Below are 18,434 nucleotides of genomic sequence, written 5' to 3'. Positions count from 1 at the left end.
GATTGCGATCGGAGCAAGCATCAGCCGCCTCGTCCAACACGCAAGGCGAGGAGAAGTGCCGCGCGCCAGTCCTCCTCTCCTCGCCATCTCTCAGGGCTTCCCGGAGAGCTCGATGCCGACGAACCGCGGTGGCACCGACTCGCGCTTCACCAACAGAAGCACCTGCTTGCGTCCCGCCTTCCTCGCTGCGGCGATCAAGCTCACCGCCTCCTGTGCGGTCCGTACAGCCTGCTGGTTGATCGACAGGATGATGTCGCCCTCGCTCAGCCCTTTCGCCGCGGCGTCGCTGGAAGGATCGACCTGCACGATGACGAGACCTTGGGTTCCAGGATCGACCCGCAGTTCGCTCGCAAGCGCGGGCGTGAGCGGACGGACGGAAAGGCCCAGCCCGGCGGAGACGCTCGCCTTACCCTCGCCATCGTCGTCAAGGTCGAATTCTTCGTCCTCGCCGTTGAGGCTCGCTTCTGGCGGCCGTTCGGCAACCACCGCCGTCAGCGTTTTCTGGGCACCTTCGCGAAGCACCTCGAGCGTTACCCGCGAGCCGACGGGAGCGGCTGCGACGAGCCTTGCTACCGAGTTCTCCGGCGTGATCTCGCTCCCATTCACGCGCAAGATGACATCGCCCTGCCGCAAGCCCGCACGCGCCGCCGGCAGGTTCGGCTGCACTTCCGCGACGATTTCGCCGCGGTCCTTCTGCAAGCCCAGCGCGGCAGCGACATCCTCGGTGACAGGCTGCAGCAGGAGGCCGAGATAGCCACGGCGGACGCGACCACCTGCTCTCAACGTATCGACGACCGGCTTTGCGATCTCCGCCGGGATCGCGAAGCCGAGCCCGACATTGCCCCCGGTGGGAGAAATGATCGCGGTGTTGATCCCGATCACATTGCCCTGCATGTCGAAGAGCGGGCCGCCTGAATTGCCGGAGTTGATCGAGGCATCGGTCTGGATGAAGCTGTCATATGGCCCCGACCGGAGGTCGCGATGAAGGGCGGACACGATTCCGGCCGTCACCGTGCCGCCGAGGCCATAGGGATTCCCGATTGCCAGGACCCAGTCGCCGGTGCGCGCGCCCGGCGGGTCACCAAAGCGCACAAAGGGCAAGTTGTTGGCCTCGATTTTCAGGACAGCGAGGTCGGAGGCTTCGTCACGCCCGACCACGCGAGCGGGATATTCCTGCCCGCCGGTCAGCGTGACCTTGATCGCTTGAACCTGCACGCCCGCGCCGCGACCCGCCACGACGTGGTTGTTCGTGACGACGTAGCCATCTGCCGAAATGAGGAATCCGGATCCGAGCGACGTCGCGTTACGGGGAGCGGGCGGCCGGCCCAGCTCCGGAAAGGGAAACAGGCCGCCGAACGGAAGGCCGCCTGGAAAGTCGGGCATTCTCCGCGCCCTGACACGCGACGTCGTCGAGATGTTCACGACAGCCGGGGAGAGACGGGCCGCAAGATCGGCAAAGCTCGGGGGGGCGCCGCGCGCCGACTCCAGACGACCGGAACCGTCCGCATTCAGTGGTGCCGTCTGGGCGTGACTACGCGTGTCGCAGGCGACCGCTAGCAACAACGCTGGAACGAAAACGAACCTCCGCATCCAGGATCTCCTGTCGATCAGCTCGATCAGCCTTCCGGCGAGCCGATCGAGCACCAAAGACCTGGGCAAGCTAAGCCTGCCGGCTCGGCGAAACGCTGATCTTTGTCAGTGCTATGGAAAGGGCGTCCCCAGCATCTTCTCCACGACACCCAGCATTCGCTGCGATGCTTCTTCGCAAAGAGCTTGCTGAGCCGGTCCCGCATGAGTGACGTCGCGAAGCGAGCCTGATCCACTGGCAAAGTCCGACGCTATCGGCTCCAGAACAGATCGGGCTGGCACTTCGCTTTAGCTAAGACGATGCCGAGCGGCATCTGCGACTCCGCACCCTCATCCAAGGCCCGTTTGACGACTTCCAACTTGTCCCGGCCGCAGCCGGAAATCAGCAGTCGCTTTGCCGAGAGAATGGCACTCAGGGTCAACGTCACCCTTGGCACCGGCGCCTCGGCCGGAAGCGGCACGGGCCTGACGCCCGCGACGCGCCTCCAGTCAGGATAACGCATCGCGACGGAAAGGTCGGGTCCGGGGAGGAGCGAGGCAACATGCCCATCCAGGCCGAACCCTAGCCAGACCAGATCCAGCGGCCAAGCCAGGTCCGAAAGCCTCAGCTCGGCTGCGTCTGCCGCCGCGGCAGGATCATCGAACGGTGGTCTTGCGAGAGGGATGAGCTGTGCTTGCCCCGCCGCGAAATATCTCTCCAGCAGACCATAGTTGGACAGTCGGTCGCGTGGCGGCACGAGGCGGTCGTCGGTGGGGATGATCGTGACTCCACGCCACCCGCTCGCGCGCGGTGCAAGGAATTCGAACGCGCGCACAGGCGACCGGCCACCTGGAAAGGCGACGAAGGCGGCGCCTTCCGTATCTAGACGATCGGTGATGATGCCCGACACCTCTCGGACCAGGCTCTCGGCCAAATGCTCCGGAGTGGCAAACCCATGCCATAGCGGCTCAGGCACACCAAGGACTTCCGGCTCCTCCGGCACTTAGCGGCGTCGCCAGTGGCGCTTGTACCAGTATCGGTGATAGGGATAGGGCCTGTAGATCCAGTGGCCCCCGTACCATACCCAGGGATCATACCACGGCGGCGCCACATAGACGTGCGGATAGACGGGTGGCGGATAGAAGGGCTCGGGCGCTGCCTTGACCACGAACCCGGGCGGACAGTCGGGGCTGGCGTTCCTCGCGATGGCGCTGCCCGCGACCGCGCCTGCACCCGCGCCAAGGACGGTGGCCGGGGCTCTATCGTAGCGACCGGCGAGCCCTGAACCAGCAAGCGCTCCAATCAGCCCGCCGATCACCGCGCCTGCAGCGACGTTGCTTCGGCGGTCCGCAATACAGTTTTCTGCCGCCCACCGTTCGGCTTCGCGGCTGTAGCGATCGTCCTCCTCGCGCTCGCGGTCCGACTGCACGAACCGGCCAGGAGACGGCTTGTAGCCAGGCGGCGGCGGTACGTTGTACTGCTCGCTGCGGCCTTCGGTTGGGCTTGAAGACGAAGCGGTGGAAGTCTGCGCACTCGCGGGATTCCCGCATGCGAGAAGCAATGTCAGGATTGTGGCGCAGCGAACCGGACTAGCAGGCATTTCAAGGCCCATCCTTGGAGAAGCCCACCGAGGCGGGATCATCGGCTTCGCTATGCGCAACACCTCCGTCCGGCACTGATCTAGCTCAGATCACGAAGGCGCTTTCGGTTCGATCGGGAGCGACTTCAGGACTGCCGCTCATTCCGAGATCTGCTGATGAGCGCCTCGTGCACCGCTCGGCCCGAATAGGCGACGAGAAGATCGCACGAGCCGGTGAAGTTGACGCCGGCATCGCCAGCGACGATCCACACGCCGCCGGGCTCAATCGGCTCCGATCCCACGACCGCTTCGCCCCGGAGGGGTATCAACCAGACCGGCTCGCCTCGCCGCGGCGCCAGAATGCCAGTGAAAGCGTCGGCCCAGCGTTCCACCACGAACGGCCCTCCGGCGGCAAGCACCCGCCTGCCCCGCGCCAACTCGAATGGGGCGAATGGAGCCTCGTAGGGCGCCGGGCGGGCAGCCTCCACCGCCTCGTCCAGATGGAGCTCGCGATTGCTACCATAGTCATAGAGCCGATAGGTGACGTCCACATTCTGCTGAATCTCGATCAGGCTGAGCCCTGCGCCTATGGCGTGGATCGTGCCTGCCGGCGCGTACCAGAAGTCACCCGCTCTTACCGGCTTCCAATCGAGCAGCGCCACGATCGAGCCGTCCTTCGCTGCGGCCCGCAGCCGGTCTTTTGCAATCGGCTCGCGCAATCCCATGGCAATGCTCGCCCCTGGCTCTGCCTCGAGGATATGCCAGGCTTCGCTCTTGCCCCGGGGAAGCCCATGCGCCTTCGCGGTGGTGTCATCAGGATGAACCTGGACAGAGAGCCGCTCGCTTGTGAACAAGTGCTTGACCAGCAGCTCTGGTTCACCAAGCCCGCTCCCGCGCGGAACCTCGAACCAGATTTCGCCGATGGGCTCCTCGCCCGCACTCACGTCATCGCACCCAGGTCCAAGCGACCGCCGGCCCCAGGGCTTTCTGACCGTTTTTGTCACCAAGCGGAAGACCGGCAAGGCGTTCCCCTCCCCTTCTAGAAGTTCGAGCGGCAGTGGCGGGCGTAATGGAGCCCTCTGAGGAAGCCACGCCGCGCGTAGCCCGCGTCGATTGCGGCATTCAGGCGCCGCTGCGCGGGAGCGGCGCCTGTTATCTCCCGGACGATTCCGCGGAAGGGGATCAAGGCATTGACCACGGACCTGCCGCCGGCTTCGGCTATTCTCCCGGCCCGATTTTCTCGTCTTTGGCGCGCAGTGGTAAAATCAGGGCCCAGGACGTTGCTCAGTTCCTTGATCGCCTCTGTGAGCTCGCGGCAGGTTCCAAGCTTCTCCACGCTATATGGATCCTCTGCGGCCTTGAGGAGCACCGGCGGAATCTCGGTCCTGGCGACACCCACATCGTGGGCGGGCTGCACGACAATCTTGCCCGCGCGGTCCAACACCTCGCCGACCGGCTGCTGAGGCTTCCCGTCCTGCGCAAGCGCGCCAGCACCGCTAAGCGGAAGCGCAATCAGAAGTACTGACCGGAGCAGGCAATGGGGCAAGGTGTGCGGCACGCAGGCAGCTCCACGAGATCGCGCGTCGGCGGCGCCGATAGACGAAGTGCTTTGTAAGCAGTGAAGCCGTCCGGCTGGCTGACCCATGTCAGTCGGATTGCTGCGACCCCGTTACGTTCCCCGTGCGTTACCGCCTAATCCATCGCGGCCAACAGAGCATCAACGGTCAAGGTCGAAAAGGCAGTGAAGCTGTCTGCGACGCCATATGGGAGCAATATGTCGTTCCCGCTCAGCAGCGCGCCGCAGCTATAAACGACGTTCGGGACGTAGCCGTATCGCTCCTCCGGGGACGGGCGCAGCAGCGGCCGGCGTGTGCGGGCGATCACATGGCTGGGATCGGATCGATCGAGAAGGCACGCACCGATGCAATATTCCCGCATCGCTCCAACGCCATGCGTGAAGACGAGCCAACCATCGGCAGTTTCGATCGGCGATCCACAGTTGCCGAGCTGTGTGAATTCCCATGTCCATTGCGGGTTTACGATCCTGATGCCCCCGTCCCAGTGATGCAGGTTCTCGGACAGCAGAAGCCAAATATTCTCATTGTCGTGCCGGCCGAGCATCGCGTAACGGCCCTCGATCAGGCGGGGAAACAGCGCCATTCCCTTCGAGGCGGCGATCGGTCCCTCGAGCCGGTGCATCTTGAAGTCGATGAAGTTTCGGGTGGTGAGCAGCTCCTGGGCGATTCCTCGTCCCCCGACCGCCGTGTAGGTCCCTGCAAACAGTGTCGACCCGTCCTCCAGTTCGAGGCTGGTGAGCCGAAGATCCTCAATGCCGCCGCGCTGCCGCTCGAGGATCGGGAAGAGGACTGTCTCCGACAGGTTGTGACTGTCTTCGCAATGAAGACGCACCGCACCATCATCGTTTTGGGGATATTCGATTAGGGGCGTGGCCGCCAGCGGGCTCGCCGCATCTAGGACGATGTCTCTCCCTGGCTGCCAGGTGCCCGTTCTGAAGGCGATGGACGAAAGATGCCCTTCGCCGATCGCCCGCAGCGAGAGGATGAACCGCAGCGCGCCTGGCGGACAACCCGACTGATCCGGATGCCTGACGATGCTCGGGTTGAACAGAGCAGCCGACTGGTAGGCATATTCTTCGCTGAAATAGGCGCCGATCAGCTTTGCGCGAGCGCCACTCGCCGAGAAGCCCCCGCGGAGCAGTTCTCTGGCGTTCTCGTAGCGCTGGAGAAAGACCTTCTCCACGTCGCGGTGGCGGCCGCAAAGAACACTCAGCAGCCGTGCGTACTCGTCCGCCAATTCATCCTCAGACAGGCCGAGGATCCGCCCGACGATGCGCTCGGCCCGGGTCTGACCCTGCTCCAAGGCATTCGGCGAGTCGCCGGGCATGAACGTTCGTATAACCGTTCTTCGATGGTCGGGTTTGATGAAGTGCGGACTTCGCAGGATCGGAACGTCCGCACTCATCTACTTATGTTTCCCCTCGTTGCCGACCGGCGGAACCGTCGAACCTGCGCGCGCCGGCGCCTGCCGCATTGCTTGGAGAGCGCAAGGTCACTTCTTCTCCGCAGGCTGACTCGACTCCGTTGCCTTCTTGAAGCGCTCGCGGATCTTGTCGAAGATGCTGGTCGCCGCGCCCTTGTTCTTGGTGCCGTCCTCGATCTCGTCGACCGTCTTCAGAAGGTCCTTCATTTCGTCCTTGGTCGCATAGCCGAGCGCCTGACCGAGCCGGAGCTGCTCGCGCGCAGTGGTCAGCAGCCGCTGTATCTTCGCCTCGTCTCCGGCGCCCCGCTGTGCGTTCGCGGCCAGCTTGCGCGCCTCTTCGATTGCCGCGCTTGCCCGCGTAAGCGGGAGCGGGTGGATCACGTCGCGGACCACGATCGTGCTGAGCGCCGCTTCGAGCGCCGCCTTCGCTTCATCGAGCTTGTTCTGCGCGACCAGGACCGCGGCCGCCTTGATCGCGTCCGGGTAGGTCGCGAGCGGGAGATTGCTGACCCGCACGACGGTCTCGCTCGCCAGCCCGTCGATGAGATGGCGTGCTTCCTGCAGCCGCCCATCCTCGAGCGCGTCCTCGGCCGATTTCCGCAGCGCATTCACGGCGTCCACCGAACCCAGGACGTCGTAGCTGACGACGCTGACGTCGACCGGGGCGAGAGCGAGGCTGGGGTTGCGCGCGAGCACGATTTCCAGCTTGCCCGTCGCGCGCTCGAGAGCGGCGGTCGCGGCCTTGGCATCCTTCTTGTCGAGCGCGGCAAGAGCATTCTCTGTCTCCTGCAGCGCCGAAACGGCGTCCTGGAGCAGCTCTTCGCGATCGACCGGCGGGGCCGGCGTCGCCTGCGCGGTGGCGTTGTTCGCCGCCGTGGTCGTGTTCTCGGCGGCCTGGTTGTCGGCGTCCTGCTTGGAACAGCCCGCCGTCAAGATGAGGGCCGAGGCTGCGGTCGCGGCGAAAAGACTGCGTTTCATGATCTTCCCTTTGGTTGTTGAGGATACGGGCTCATTGGTCGGGAGCGGGCAGCGCCAGCGGCCGCCTCAGCTTGATGAGGTGATTCGTTCCGTCGCGATCGATCACTGCGATCGCCGCAACGCCATCGCCGGATTCTTCGACATAGATCGACTGCGGGTGGCGGATCATGTGATCCAGCCCCTCGAGCGTCACACCGACCAAGTCATCCTTGTGGTCATAGAAGATTCCGGTGATCGGCAGGTATTGCGCTTCGATCTGATCGCCGAGTTCGAGCGATGCGACTTCGATTTCGGCTCGAAGCCCGGTCAGGCCGCGGGACACGCGGTTCAGATATTGAGGCCATTCCGCCTTAGGAACGACGTTCACGGTTCGACTCCTTCACAAAGGGCGAGGGACCGCTCGCCGGGGTTTCTCGTCGAGAGAGGATATCGGCCGTCCCGCATCGAGCCCCCGGTCCGCGGGGCGCGGTTTGCCGCAGCGCTTCCTCCGGAAAAGCTGCGAATTGGGGAATGCCTTGGAAGGTCCGGGGCACAGTTTCCCGAGCCGCTTCCCAACATCTTGAACATCGGATCTTGATCCACCCGGCCGCCCGCTGGCGGGGCCAGCGAGGGCGGTGAGATCGCGATCTTGGCCGATATCCAGCTCAACGCGCTCATCGATATTCTCCAGGTAGCGCCTGGAATTGCAGGCCCGGCCCTCAGCCGCCCTGACATAGCTCAGCTTTCTGCCGGTCGAACTGTGGCACGACTCGGCCATTGGGATTGCCCTAACCCGTGACATATGTTACGCACAGTGACATGTGGAACGGCTTATTAGCTCATATGAGACGGAGGCGCCCGCGATGAATCGCGGGCGAAAGGTCGTTCCTCCGCCTCTAGGAAATGGCTTCAACTCCAAACTCATCATGTTGAAGGACCGCCAGGAACTCCCTGCACGGCCCGAGTCGGATGGCCTCTACTGGATCCTCTCCGGCGCCATCCAAACCAGCATCATCTCCGAGGATGGTCGCCGCTGGATCGGCGGCTTCTACCTGCCGGGGGAATTCATCCTGCTCGAACGCGACGAGGTGCGCAGCCAGTTCGCCCAGGCCCTGTGCCCGACCTCGCTCATCATGACGGATCGCAGCGTGCTCGAGGGCCTGTCGCAGTTCGATCACTTCACATGCGCCACGATCACGACCTGGTTTCTGCGCACCTATCGGGTCGCGCTCCGCACCGGTTTCCTGCTCGGACGGTCGAATGCCATGGAGCGGCTGGCGTTCTTTCTTCTCGATCTCATGCAGAGGCTGGAAGGGCGCCGCCACTTCCATCTGCTTATGTCCAGAGCCGACATCGGCGACCATCTCGGGCTAACCAGCGAGACTGTGACGCGTACCTTCACCCGGCTCCAGCGGCATAATTATGTGCAGGTGAATGGCCGCAACCTTGAAATCCTGGATCCGATCGGGCTTGCGCGTCTGGCGGCGGCGGTGGTCACGACCTGACAGGGCCGCAGCCGAGGCAGCCACCGGTGTGACATGTGGGCCCACTGCTGCTATAGCGCACTGGCTATGCGAACGGGGTCGGACTGCGAATGAACTTCATACCGTGTGAAGACTGCGCGCTTCGCCGGTTGGCGCTGTTCAAGAAGTTTACAGCGCCCGAGCTCAGCTTTGTGCGCGCCCTTAAGAATAATCAGATCGATGTTCCTGCGCGCCGCGTGATCATCGAGCCTGGGCGGTTCGCCGGAAAGCTGTACACGCTGTATGCGGGATGGGCATATCGCTACAAGCTTACACCAACCGGGCAACGACAGATCATCGACATTCTGCTGCCGGGTAGCCTGATCGGTCTCCAACAGTTGATGCTGGGCGATTCGGAGAGCGGTGTCGAAAGCCTAACCCCCGTGACGCTGTGCGTGTTGACAGGGCGCAGTATTGACGAGCTGTTTCAGCGGCACAGCCACCTCTCCGAGGCGATGGTCTTCGCGCTCATGGAGGACCAGCGCCGCGCCGATCGCCGCATGGCGCTTGTCGCGAAGCAGAATGGCGCTGAACGCCTAGCCTACTTCCTCCTTGAGCTTGTAGATCGCCTCGTTGCGTTGGACCTCGGGCAAGATGCGATGTCGTATTTCCCGCTTCAGCGTCGCCATCTGGCTGACCTCCTCGGCTTATCTGAGACTCATGTCAGCCGCTCGATGCAGGAGCTTCGCCGCGGCGATCTGGCAGCGATCGCAGCGAACTCGCTCGTGATCCGCAACCGGCAGCTCATGATCAACCTTTCGGGCTATACACTGTCGACTCGGGAGCACCCTCGCCTTCTGCTCTGATCATACGTGATATGCCGTTGCCGGGAGCGGGACAGCTTCACCAGAACCGTCGCAATTGCTTGAATGGCTCCGCCCGTGGGCGCGCGGCCCACGGGCGGGCACCGTCATGCCTGACCCGAATTGACGGCTATGCGGCGGACGTTCTCGGCGGCAGACGCCGATTTCGGCACCGTGACGGTGAGAACGCCGTTCTTGAACGTGGCACTCGCCTTGTCCTGCTCGATACCCTTCGGAAGGCCGATGCGGCGCTCGAATCGCCCGTAGCTCCGCTCGGAGTAACCCCGGTCCTTGTCCTCGACCTCCGACTTCTTCTCGCCACGGAGCGTGAGGACGCCTTCCTCGACGATCACTTCCACGTCCTTTTCGTCGAGGCCGGGGAGTTCGGCCGTGACGCGGATTTCCTTGTCGGTTTCGGCAAGCTCGACGCTCGGGGCGAGGAGCCCTCGCTCGACGCCGGCGAGCGCCGGCACGCCGAAGCCACGGAAGACATCTTCGAACAGGCGGTTCACTTCCCTGTGCAGCGAGAGCACCGGGTCGCTCGCAGCGCCGGCAGCGCTGACCTGAGCAGGAACCTTGTTCTCCTGACGGCTCCAGGGGATCAGATCACGAATGGACATGGCATCTAACTCCTTCTTCGAACAGCGTCATCGCGGAGCCGCCGACATGCCTGGCACGCTGACCGAAAGCTGGGTGGCCAGTCGCCTCAGGCTGAGCGCGCCGGTGCGTGATTGCGCCGTTTCGCCAGCTAAGGCACAAAACTCTCCACGCTACTTTGGTACTTCCAGTCATTCCGCCGAGGCGGCCGGTGGCGAGCTTCATCGGTAAGCGCTCCGGGCAGGCTAACACTGATTTAGCTCAGCCCCCGATTGGCGCCGGTCGCGATATGCTCCGGCATGGCATGGCGACCGAAGCTTGGCATCCGGCGACCGAAGGAGTGGTCATGGACATCACGACTGTGTTGAGCAGCCCGGCCGATCGGGTCGTTCGCCAACCCGACATGCTGATGCGTGGAATGGCGCACGACCTCGACAATATGCTGGCGGTGATCGCCTCAGGTCTGGTCTCGATCGAGCGCGGAGCGGATCAGCAGCAGCTGGCGCGCCTCGTAGCCGGAATGAAGCACGCGATCCGGAATGCCGCCGCCCTGGCCGACGATATCGCGGAGCTCAGCACCGATCGCGGCGTGACGACCGAGCGGGTTTCGGTTGAAGCGCTGATCCGCGGGCTGGAGGCGCGGGCCAGCACCATTCTGGGAGACGGCGTGGACTTTCGGACAGAGATCGCGCGTGACCTCTGGCCGGTCCGCGTCCTACCCAATTATCTCCAGTTTGCGCTCTTCAATCTCCTGGCGAACGCCGCCGACGCGATGCCAAAGGGTGGCGTGCTGGTCCTGCGAGCCTTGAACACATTCCGAAGCACGGCGAGCCCTATAGGCGCAGCGGGCGACTTCGTTCGGCTTGAAATGATCGATTCCGGTGAAGGAATCGCACCCGACGTTCTGACCCGCGTTTTCGATCCGTTCTTCACGACGAGGCAGTCGCTCAGGAGAACCGGACTCGGGTTGGGCCAGGTCCGAAGGTTCGCGACCCAATTTGGCGGTGATATCGCGGTCGAGAGCGACCAAGGCGCGGGAACCCGAGTCATCCTGCACCTGCCGCGAGCAGCGCCGGGCAGGTCCTGAACCGATATCACCGCCAAAGAACGCGGCCGCCCTTCCCGTCTCAGCCGCGCTGCGGCCGCGTGTCACGAGCCCTGCCGCGCCTGCCCTGGTCAGGCAATCAGGCGATTCCACGACCCGTACTGGGCTGACACCTCGCCTCTCCGGATGGCGAGACCGACCAACGCAAGGCCTAGCAGCACATTATATGCGGTGTGCAGAGCCTCCGCGCCGAAGGCGAATGGCGTAACACAGAGCGCCGCGCCAATGGGAATGAGCAGGAAGCGGACGGAGCGCGCGACCTCGGCGGCGGCTATCGAGATCACGGTCAGCGCCAGTGACCCGAGCAGGTGATCCCAATCCGCGATCGGCGGCGCTGCGCCGAACGTGACCCGCGTGAACAAGAGCGATGCCGCCAGCGCGGCCGCAATGGCCAGGTTCCAGGGCAGGCTCACGCCACCGATCGCCACGTCCTTCACGATCGCGCGGGCCGGTCGGTCGAACTCGTCAGGCACGTCACCAGCCCCCCCCTCGTCCGTGTCCCCGAACAGGAAGACCCGAAGCACATTCTTGCCTGCCCGTGCACGGCGGCGAAGGAACTGGCCGACCGCCACCAGTTCGTCCAGCGAGTAGGGTATCTGGATCAGCATCGCCGCGGCTCCGATCAGCGCCAGCGTGCTCCAGGTGCCGATCCAGATCGGCTGGATGATGATGAAGAAGATCGAGACAATCCCGAGCGGGGCGATCATCAGCCCGAAGAGAAGCACGAGCCACGGCATGGTCCGCCAGCGCGCGCGCGACCCGACGATCCCCGTAAGGATCTCGAGGCCGTAGGTGTAGCCGCCGAGCGCGGCATCGGAAACAGGCCATGCTTCCGAGACTTCGCTGGTGATGATCTCCTCGGTGCCGTTGCGCGGGTCTTCGACGCTTCCCTGAAAGAAGGGCTCCCAGACGTCGGACACATAGCCGAGCTGATATGCTGCGAGGTAACGGGAGACATAGAGGCCGATCAGTGCAAGGGCGATGATCGGGATGCGCTGGGTCCAGCTCGAGGGATTATACGTCCACCCCTGAGGCACCTGCGGACCGGTCACTCGCGCCAGAGGTGACGGCCCCACTTCGGGCTTTGTCCCGACCGCAAAGCCGAAGATCAACATACCCACCAGCGTGTCGGAAAGGTATGCTGTTGGATTGTCGGTCCAAAAGACAAACGGCGCTGCCATCACGACAGCGCCTATCGCGGCCGATACCCATCGCGCCCAAGGCGCGTGCCAGCTCAGCGACAGCGATGCGAAGACGATCAGCAGCACGCCGGAGACGATCTCGGTCCAGCGGAGCAGAGGCTCGACCACGCCGATCAGCGGCGGCTGAGTGAGCAACCAGGTTCCGAGCATGAGGTTCACGAAATGCGCCCAGCGCGTCTCGGAATGCTCCCTCCGGTAGCGCTCGTCGCTCGCCCGCCTGACCTCCTCAGGATGTTTGCCCAGCGCGGCGGCCTCGGCGAGATCGTGCGGCGGCCGGAGACCGTTTCTCTTGTACCAAGCCAGAGGATCGCGCTTCAGCGCCGCGATCATCTTCGGGAGCTCATCCTTGAGGCGATGATGGGGTCGCCAGCCCAGCAGTTTCTCGGCGCGGCCGATATCCAGCGCATAATGGTCGTCTGCAAGCCGGATCATGAAGGGCTTGATGAACGGCTTCTCACCCTCGTCGATTGCGTCGGGGACGACGGGCTCGAGCTTATCCTGAGCCCAGACACCGACTGCCGCCACCGGCTTTGGCACTCGCAACGTCGGCCAGTCCTCGATGCCGTGGATGAGATATCCGATCTCGTCTTGCAGCGCATCATACCCCAGCGCTTCGGGCTCGCCGATCAGGATCTCCGCATCGGGCGGCAGCGTGTCCCGGCGTTGAACGGCGAGACGGACCGCTTCGACAACATCCTCTCGATGGACCATGGACTGGCCCACTAGCGGCGAGCCCGAGTAGAAGAAGCTCTCGAATTCGCGTTCGTAGATCCGGGCTATCTGATTGGAGAGCGTGGGGACTGCAGACTCCTCGTCGTACACCCCGGCGAAGCGCAAGATCGCATATGGGATGGAACCGTGTTCTTCGCGGATTACCTCTTCGGCCAGCGCCTTCGACTTCGGATAGGCCCAACGGGGATCGATCGGCCAGCTCTCGTCGATTTGTTCGCCCGGCGCGCACGGCGCGTGCACGAGCATCGTGCTTGAATAGACGAACTGTTCTACTTCGAAGTCCTGCAACGCTCGCAGGAGCCGGCGCGTGCCCTCTACATTGACCGACCGGTAGAGCGGATGTTCCTTGCCCGTGAAGTCGAAGTAGGCCGCCAGGTGGATCACCGACGCCACGCGTCCACCATGGCTCGCGCGGATCTGCGCCAGAGCATCGAGCACAGATTGGTCCGAAGCAAGATCGACCTTGATCACCGGGAAGGTCAGCGCCTCTGCTTTGAGATCGAGCCCGACGATCCGGTAATCCGCTGAAAGCACAGCCGCCACCGAACGTCCAAGATTGCCCGTTGCGCCGGAGATGATGACAAGTGGCTTATCCATGTGTGCTCACCCCGATCTGTCTCGTGTTGGCCTCACGGCCACGCCGACCTGATCCCAACCGCGACGCCGGCGCATGGCGCGAGCACATCTGCCGCACGAGCTGAGCTTCGGGGCGACGCAAGGCGCCGAGCCCGAGCGCCCACCTGGTCCCTTCAGCCGTCATGCACGGCGGCACGAGCTACGCCATTCGACCCTTCGTCTGGGCATCACCTGGTTCCGGAAGGTCCGGCACGCAGCTCATACCTTAACTTTCGTCGAGCTCGTCCTGAGCTATGTCAGGGCCACGCCACCTTGCCGGTGGGAAGCTCGCTCCTTCCAGGAGGTGATTATGTGCGGGCTGATCTCAACGGGCGCGGCTGGCGTCATCCGGAAGCGGCAGCAGCGGTTCGTGTACGAGGACGCCGGCCCGCCGCCATGAGGCGGCACCGTGCGCAACGCGCCAAGTGGTCTCCCAGCCCAGCATGCCGATCGACCAGACGCCCGTGGACCGAACCGAGCCGATCGCATCCCACACGACTTTAGCCTCTCTGGACCTCGACACAGAATGGGTTGGGAGGCACGCTCCGCCCAGGAGTCCACACCGCGGCCGCGATGCTGGGATCGGATCACTTCGCGCAACACGGCTTCTTCATCGCCAAAGGCGATGAGGTGAACCTGGGCGTCGCTCTCGAGTGGCTGGCCGTCGCAGCGCCTTGGGCGATCCGGATCGGCGCGCTGATCGTTGTTCCCTTCCGCCGGTCGCCGGCTGCGACGCAGAGCTGGCTGCTCCTCTTCTTCGTGGCGCCGTGGCTCGGCCTCGTCCTTTATCTGGCGATCGGCCGGCCATTCCACCCCCGGTGGCGTCGAGAACGTGTCGCGCAACTCTGGCCGATCATCGACCGGGCAGTTTCCTGCATCGACCGGGTCGCTCGGCCGGCCGAGCTGCCGCTCGCCCAAGCTTCAGCGGCTTCCCTCGTGAGCGGGATCGGCCGCATGCCGCTCTTACAAGGCAATGAGGTCGACTTCCTGACGGACTACGACGCAACGATCAATCTCCTCGTTGAGGACATCGGGCACGCCAACGACCATGTCCACCTTCTCTTCTACATCTTCGCCACGGACGCCGCCGGCCACAAGGTGATCGCCGCGCTGCGCCAGGCCGCGCTGCGCGGCGTCAGGTGCAGGGTGCTCGTCGATGCGATCGGATCGCGCACGTGGGCCGCCCGCATCGAGCGGGAGCTGCGGCCCGCAGGCGTCGAAGTTCACGAGATCCTGCCGATTCGGGTGCTTGGCCGCACCACGCGCTTCGACCTGCGCAATCACCGCAAGATCGCCGTAATCGACGGACGCATCGGTTACACCGGCTCGCAGAACATCATCGACGCCGATCATGGATGGGGCTGGCCAAATTGGGAGGTAATGGCCCGGGTTCGAGGGCCGGTTGTCGGCGAATTGCAGGCGGTCTTCGTGGCGGACTGGTTCCTCGAGACGGAGAAGGAGCTCGCCGACGGGCATCTCTACCCTCCGGCGAACGATGCCGGCAGCAGCCTCGGGCAAGTTCTGCCGAGTGGGCCCGATCTCGAGCACGGGGGCATCGACGAGCTTTTCGTTGCGCTGATTCACTCGGCTCGAGAGCGTGTCCTGATTTCCACTCCCTACTTCGTCCCGAGCGAGCCCCTCCTGCAAGCGTTGCAGGTGGCGATCCTCAAGGGAGCCGAGGTCCATCTGCTCTTGTCCGGCCGCTCAGATCATCCCCTAGTTCACCTCGCCCAGCAGTCCTATTATTCCGAGCTGCTATCCGCAGGAGCAAGAATCCATCTTTTTCAGCCGGGCTTTCTCCACGCCAAGCATATGAGCATCGACGAGACCGTCGCCGTCGTCGGGTCGAGCAATGTCGACATGCGCTCGTTCGCGCTCAATTCCGAGATCAGCCTCGTACTCTATGATCGGGACGCTACGCTCGCCTTGCGGCGCATCGAGGACGCGCGCCTCGAGCAAAGCATCCGGCTGATGCCGAGCGACTGGGAGTCGCGCAATCTCGTGCGCAAGTGCGCGGAGAATGTCGCGCGACTGTTCAGTCCTTTGCTGTGAGCTCACATCAACTCGGTCGGGGCAAACCGAGACCTCTATTCCGGCAGAACGACTATGCACCATAACGCTCCGCTCATCACCACGATCGTCGCCGGCCTCGTTGTCGCTTTCATTGCTGGAACGCTCGCTCACCGGCTCAAGATATCGCCGATCGCCGGCTATCTGCTGGCGGGTCTCGCAGTCGGACCCTCCACGCCCGGCTTCGCTGCTGATCCCGAGCTCGCCGCCCAGCTTGCCGAGATCGGAGTGATCCTCCTGATGTTCGGCGTCGGCCTGCACTTCTCGTTGCGAGACCTGCTTTCGGTGAAGAACGTGGCCATACCCGGGGCCCTGATCCAAATCACTGTCGCAACGCTTCTCGGAATGGGGCTGGCGTGGACGCTGGGTTGGAGCATGGGCGAGGGCTTCGTCTTCGGCCTCGCGCTATCCGTCGCGAGCACCGTCGTCCTGGTCCGGGCACTGCAGGTCCACAACCTGGTGCAAACCGACAGAGGCCGCATCGCCGTCGGATGGCTCGTCGTCGAGGACCTCGTGATGGTTCTGGCGCTGGTGCTGCTGCCCTCCGTCGCGGCCATCCTCAATGGCACGGCGGCGAACGCCGGCGCAGCTGCCGCGAGCGCCGTCGCGAGCACCTTCTTGAAGGTGGCGGGCTTCATCGCAGTCATGCTTCTGGTGGGCCGGCGCGCCATGCCTGCAGTGCTGCACTGGGTCGCAGACACGGGCTCCCGCGAGCTGTTCCGCCTCGCGGTGCTCGCCATTGCATTAGGAGTTGCCTTCGGCGCCGCGTTCCTTTTCGATGTCTCGTTTGCTCTCGGTGCATTCTTCGCGGGCATGATTCTCGGCGAGACGCAGCTCAGTCGGTTGGCAACCGAGGAAATTTTGCCCTTCCGCGACGCCTTCGCCGTCTTGTTCTTCGTTTCCGCGGGGATGCTGTTCGACCCAGCCGTCGTTGTCGAACAACCGGCGGCCCTGCTCGCCACCCTCGCCATCATCCTAGTGGGCAAGTCGGCCGCAGCCTATGCGATCGTGCGCTCGTTCCGCTATCCGGACCAGACCGCGCTCACGATCTCGGCAAGCCTGGCGCAGATCGGCGAGTTTTCGTTCATCCTCGCCGGCCTTGGCGTCAGCTACGGGATTCTCCCGCCTGACGGCCGGGATCTCATCCTTGCCGCCGCTATCATCTCGATCTTCCTCAACCCGCTTCTATTCTCATTCGCGACCAGTAGAGGCACGCTCTCCCTCCTCACCATCGTGGCCGCGCGCGGATCGTCGGAAAGTCAGGAAAGCGAGCAGAGCCCACCCCCGGGCCATGTTGTACTCGTGGGCTTTGGCCGCGTGGGGCGGATCATCGCCGACATCCTCGGAGCGTCGGGTTACGCGCTGACGGTGATCGAGGACCGAAGAGATGCGGCAAAAGCAGCAGAATCGTCCGGCCTCCGGGCCATTTTCGGCAACGCCACCGAGGTTTCCGCGCTCAAGCAAGCCGACATCGCAAGCGCATCGAAGCTGCTGATCGCGATCCCGGAAGGGTTCGAAGCCGCTATCATCGCGAAGCGCGCGCGGAGGCTGAACCCGGATCTACGGATCATCGCGCGGGCGCACTCGGAACCGGAGGTCGAGCAGCTGCAGGCAATGGGGTCCGACGAGATCGTGATGGCGGAAAGGGAAGCCGCCGCGCGGATGGCGGCGCTGGCGTGCGAAGCGGGAGAGGAGGAGGGCGAAGGGCTGGTCCGTATGGCGGACAGCTGAACGGCGATCGCGTCTATTCCTTAGCCAGGTCCTGGGACGATCCACGAGTCTCACCGTCCGGAGTGCATACCCCAGCCGGTTCAGTGGGACATCAGGATCGGCAGGTCGGCCGCCGCAAGGATTGTTCGTGTGGCGCCACCCAGGATGAACTCGCGAAATTGCGAATGGCCGTAGGCGCCCATCACCAGGATGCCCGCCCCTGAGCGCCGGCAAAACTCGAGGAGCTGCGTCCCGGCATTCGCGCCTTCCGCATGGTGCTCGATCATCTCGGGCTGGATGCCGTGAGCCTTTAGATGCCGTTCGAGGGAAGCTTGCAGATCTGCCTTCAGCGACTTTTCCCCAGTGATCGTCACCACTTTGACCGACTTGGCGACGACGCAGATCGGAAGCGCGTCCGCCACCGCTCTGGCGGCGGCACGGCCACCATCCCATCCGATCACGACCGCATCGAGGCCGAGTAACGGCAATCCATCTTGGGCGGGAAGCAGCAGCACCGGCCGGCCGGCATCGAACACAAGATCTTCTGCGATGGCCTCGGAAGCGCCGAAGCTCGGAACGATGGTAAGGTCGAAGACCCTTGAATGCGGCGCGATCTGCAAGGCGCTCACCAGGGCCTTGCAGTGAACGGGTAACAGCTCTCCCTGTGAAGCAGGCGGAACAATCGCGCGGAATCGCTCCTCGACATGCCGGCAATTCTCGCTGCTCTTCGCGTTCTCGCCGGCGATGATTGCGCTGGCACCCACGAGCCGATCAGCGAGGAAGTTGGAGACCGGCGGAAGCTCCACCTGGCAGATCACTCCCGAGAGCCGCGCGTCGAACCTGTTCGCCAACGCCGCCGCCGCCTCAATGAAAGAATCCGGCGTCGGCTTGGGGTAAGTCGTCAGCTGAAGCAAGAGGTCGCGATACACCATCGAGAAGCTCCTTTAGCGGGACATGCAGGCTGAGGACCTGCG

Annotated in this window: 16 protein-coding genes; 6 read left to right on the top strand and 10 right to left on the bottom strand. The window is 63.9% G+C overall.

Features of this window, described 5'->3' with window-relative positions; genetic code table 11:
* Positions 1-90: 90 nt before the first annotated feature.
* From SP6_RS13915 to SP6_RS13905, 4 genes are all read right to left on the bottom strand, one after another.
* Positions 91-1,590, bottom strand: coding sequence for a Do family serine endopeptidase (locus tag SP6_RS13915; protein ID WP_233419832.1), 1,500 nt, complete (start codon positions 1,588-1,590; stop codon positions 91-93).
* 248 nt (positions 1,591-1,838) lie between these two features.
* The gene (locus tag SP6_RS13910; protein WP_209092444.1) at positions 1,839-2,501 is read right to left on the bottom strand and encodes a 6-phosphogluconolactonase; all 663 of its coding nucleotides are present in this window, start codon (positions 2,499-2,501) and stop codon (positions 1,839-1,841) included.
* A gap of 69 nt (positions 2,502-2,570) precedes the next feature.
* Positions 2,571-3,179 carry a glycine zipper 2TM domain-containing protein gene (locus SP6_RS21025; RefSeq protein WP_167541261.1) on the bottom strand — a complete coding sequence of 203 codons (609 nt, stop codon included), beginning with the start codon at positions 3,177-3,179 and terminating at the stop codon, positions 2,571-2,573.
* Positions 3,180-3,292: 113 nt separating this feature from the next.
* Positions 3,293-4,090 (bottom strand): class I mannose-6-phosphate isomerase, encoded by a 798-nt coding sequence (locus tag SP6_RS13905; protein WP_082052520.1) that lies wholly within the window; start codon positions 4,088-4,090, stop codon positions 3,293-3,295.
* Between the two features lie 125 nt (positions 4,091-4,215).
* On the opposite strand from SP6_RS13905, the gene SP6_RS21020 reads away from it, so the two are divergent.
* A complete protein-coding gene (locus SP6_RS21020; RefSeq protein ID WP_037569498.1) occupies positions 4,216-4,671 on the top strand; it encodes a hypothetical protein in 456 nt (151 codons plus the stop codon).
* 167 nt (positions 4,672-4,838) lie between these two features.
* Here the strand turns inward: SP6_RS21020 and SP6_RS13895 are convergent, their stop codons facing one another.
* The 3 genes from SP6_RS13895 to SP6_RS13885 all read right to left on the bottom strand — a co-directional run bounded on the left by SP6_RS13895 (position 4,839) and on the right by SP6_RS13885 (position 7,491).
* The gene (locus SP6_RS13895; RefSeq protein WP_125974926.1) at positions 4,839-6,128 is read right to left on the bottom strand and encodes a glycoside hydrolase family 130 protein; all 1,290 of its coding nucleotides are present in this window, start codon (positions 6,126-6,128) and stop codon (positions 4,839-4,841) included.
* Positions 6,129-6,215: 87 nt separating this feature from the next.
* Complete coding sequence (locus SP6_RS13890; RefSeq protein WP_232253934.1) at positions 6,216-7,079, bottom strand: YfdX family protein; 864 nt, start codon at positions 7,077-7,079, stop codon at positions 6,216-6,218.
* Positions 7,080-7,155: 76 nt separating this feature from the next.
* Positions 7,156-7,491 carry a DUF5335 domain-containing protein gene (locus tag SP6_RS13885; RefSeq protein WP_007406253.1) on the bottom strand — a complete coding sequence of 112 codons (336 nt, stop codon included), beginning with the start codon at positions 7,489-7,491 and terminating at the stop codon, positions 7,156-7,158.
* 538 nt (positions 7,492-8,029) lie between these two features.
* Between SP6_RS13885 and SP6_RS13880 the strand changes: the two genes are divergently transcribed.
* Positions 8,030-8,608 (top strand): helix-turn-helix domain-containing protein, encoded by a 579-nt coding sequence (locus tag SP6_RS13880; RefSeq protein WP_037569501.1) that lies wholly within the window; start codon positions 8,030-8,032, stop codon positions 8,606-8,608.
* 89 nt (positions 8,609-8,697) lie between these two features.
* Positions 8,698-9,432, top strand: coding sequence for a Crp/Fnr family transcriptional regulator (locus SP6_RS13875; RefSeq protein ID WP_007406257.1), 735 nt, complete (start codon positions 8,698-8,700; stop codon positions 9,430-9,432).
* A 104-nt stretch (positions 9,433-9,536) separates the two neighbouring features.
* On the opposite strand, the gene SP6_RS13870 is transcribed toward SP6_RS13875, so the two are convergent.
* Positions 9,537-10,049, bottom strand: coding sequence for an Hsp20/alpha crystallin family protein (locus SP6_RS13870; protein ID WP_007406251.1), 513 nt, complete (start codon positions 10,047-10,049; stop codon positions 9,537-9,539).
* Positions 10,050-10,372: 323 nt separating this feature from the next.
* Here SP6_RS13870 and SP6_RS13865 point away from each other — a divergent pair, with 323 nt between their 5' ends.
* Positions 10,373-11,113, top strand: coding sequence for a sensor histidine kinase (locus SP6_RS13865; RefSeq protein WP_037569525.1), 741 nt, complete (start codon positions 10,373-10,375; stop codon positions 11,111-11,113).
* A gap of 89 nt (positions 11,114-11,202) precedes the next feature.
* On the opposite strand, the gene SP6_RS13860 is transcribed toward SP6_RS13865, so the two are convergent.
* A complete protein-coding gene (locus SP6_RS13860; protein WP_007406280.1) occupies positions 11,203-13,662 on the bottom strand; it encodes an NAD-dependent epimerase/dehydratase family protein in 2,460 nt (819 codons plus the stop codon).
* A 591-nt stretch (positions 13,663-14,253) separates the two neighbouring features.
* On the opposite strand from SP6_RS13860, the gene cls reads away from it, so the two are divergent.
* The gene (gene cls, locus SP6_RS13855) at positions 14,254-15,732 is read left to right on the top strand and encodes a cardiolipin synthase (RefSeq protein WP_053003300.1); all 1,479 of its coding nucleotides are present in this window, start codon (positions 14,254-14,256) and stop codon (positions 15,730-15,732) included.
* A gap of 54 nt (positions 15,733-15,786) precedes the next feature.
* Complete coding sequence (locus SP6_RS13850) at positions 15,787-17,481, top strand: cation:proton antiporter domain-containing protein (RefSeq protein ID WP_007406609.1); 1,695 nt, start codon at positions 15,787-15,789, stop codon at positions 17,479-17,481.
* Between the two features lie 80 nt (positions 17,482-17,561).
* Here SP6_RS13850 and SP6_RS13845 read toward each other — a convergent pair whose 3' ends face one another.
* A complete protein-coding gene (locus SP6_RS13845; protein WP_037569791.1) occupies positions 17,562-18,392 on the bottom strand; it encodes a universal stress protein in 831 nt (276 codons plus the stop codon).
* Between the last annotated feature and the right edge of the window lie 42 nt (positions 18,393-18,434).

The organism is Sphingomonas paucimobilis NBRC 13935 (genome assembly GCF_000739895.2).
GTDB lineage: Bacteria > Pseudomonadota > Alphaproteobacteria > Sphingomonadales > Sphingomonadaceae > Sphingomonas > Sphingomonas paucimobilis.
The sequence above is the reverse complement of the archived record's forward strand: the minus strand, read 5'-3'. Positions and strand labels throughout refer to the sequence as shown.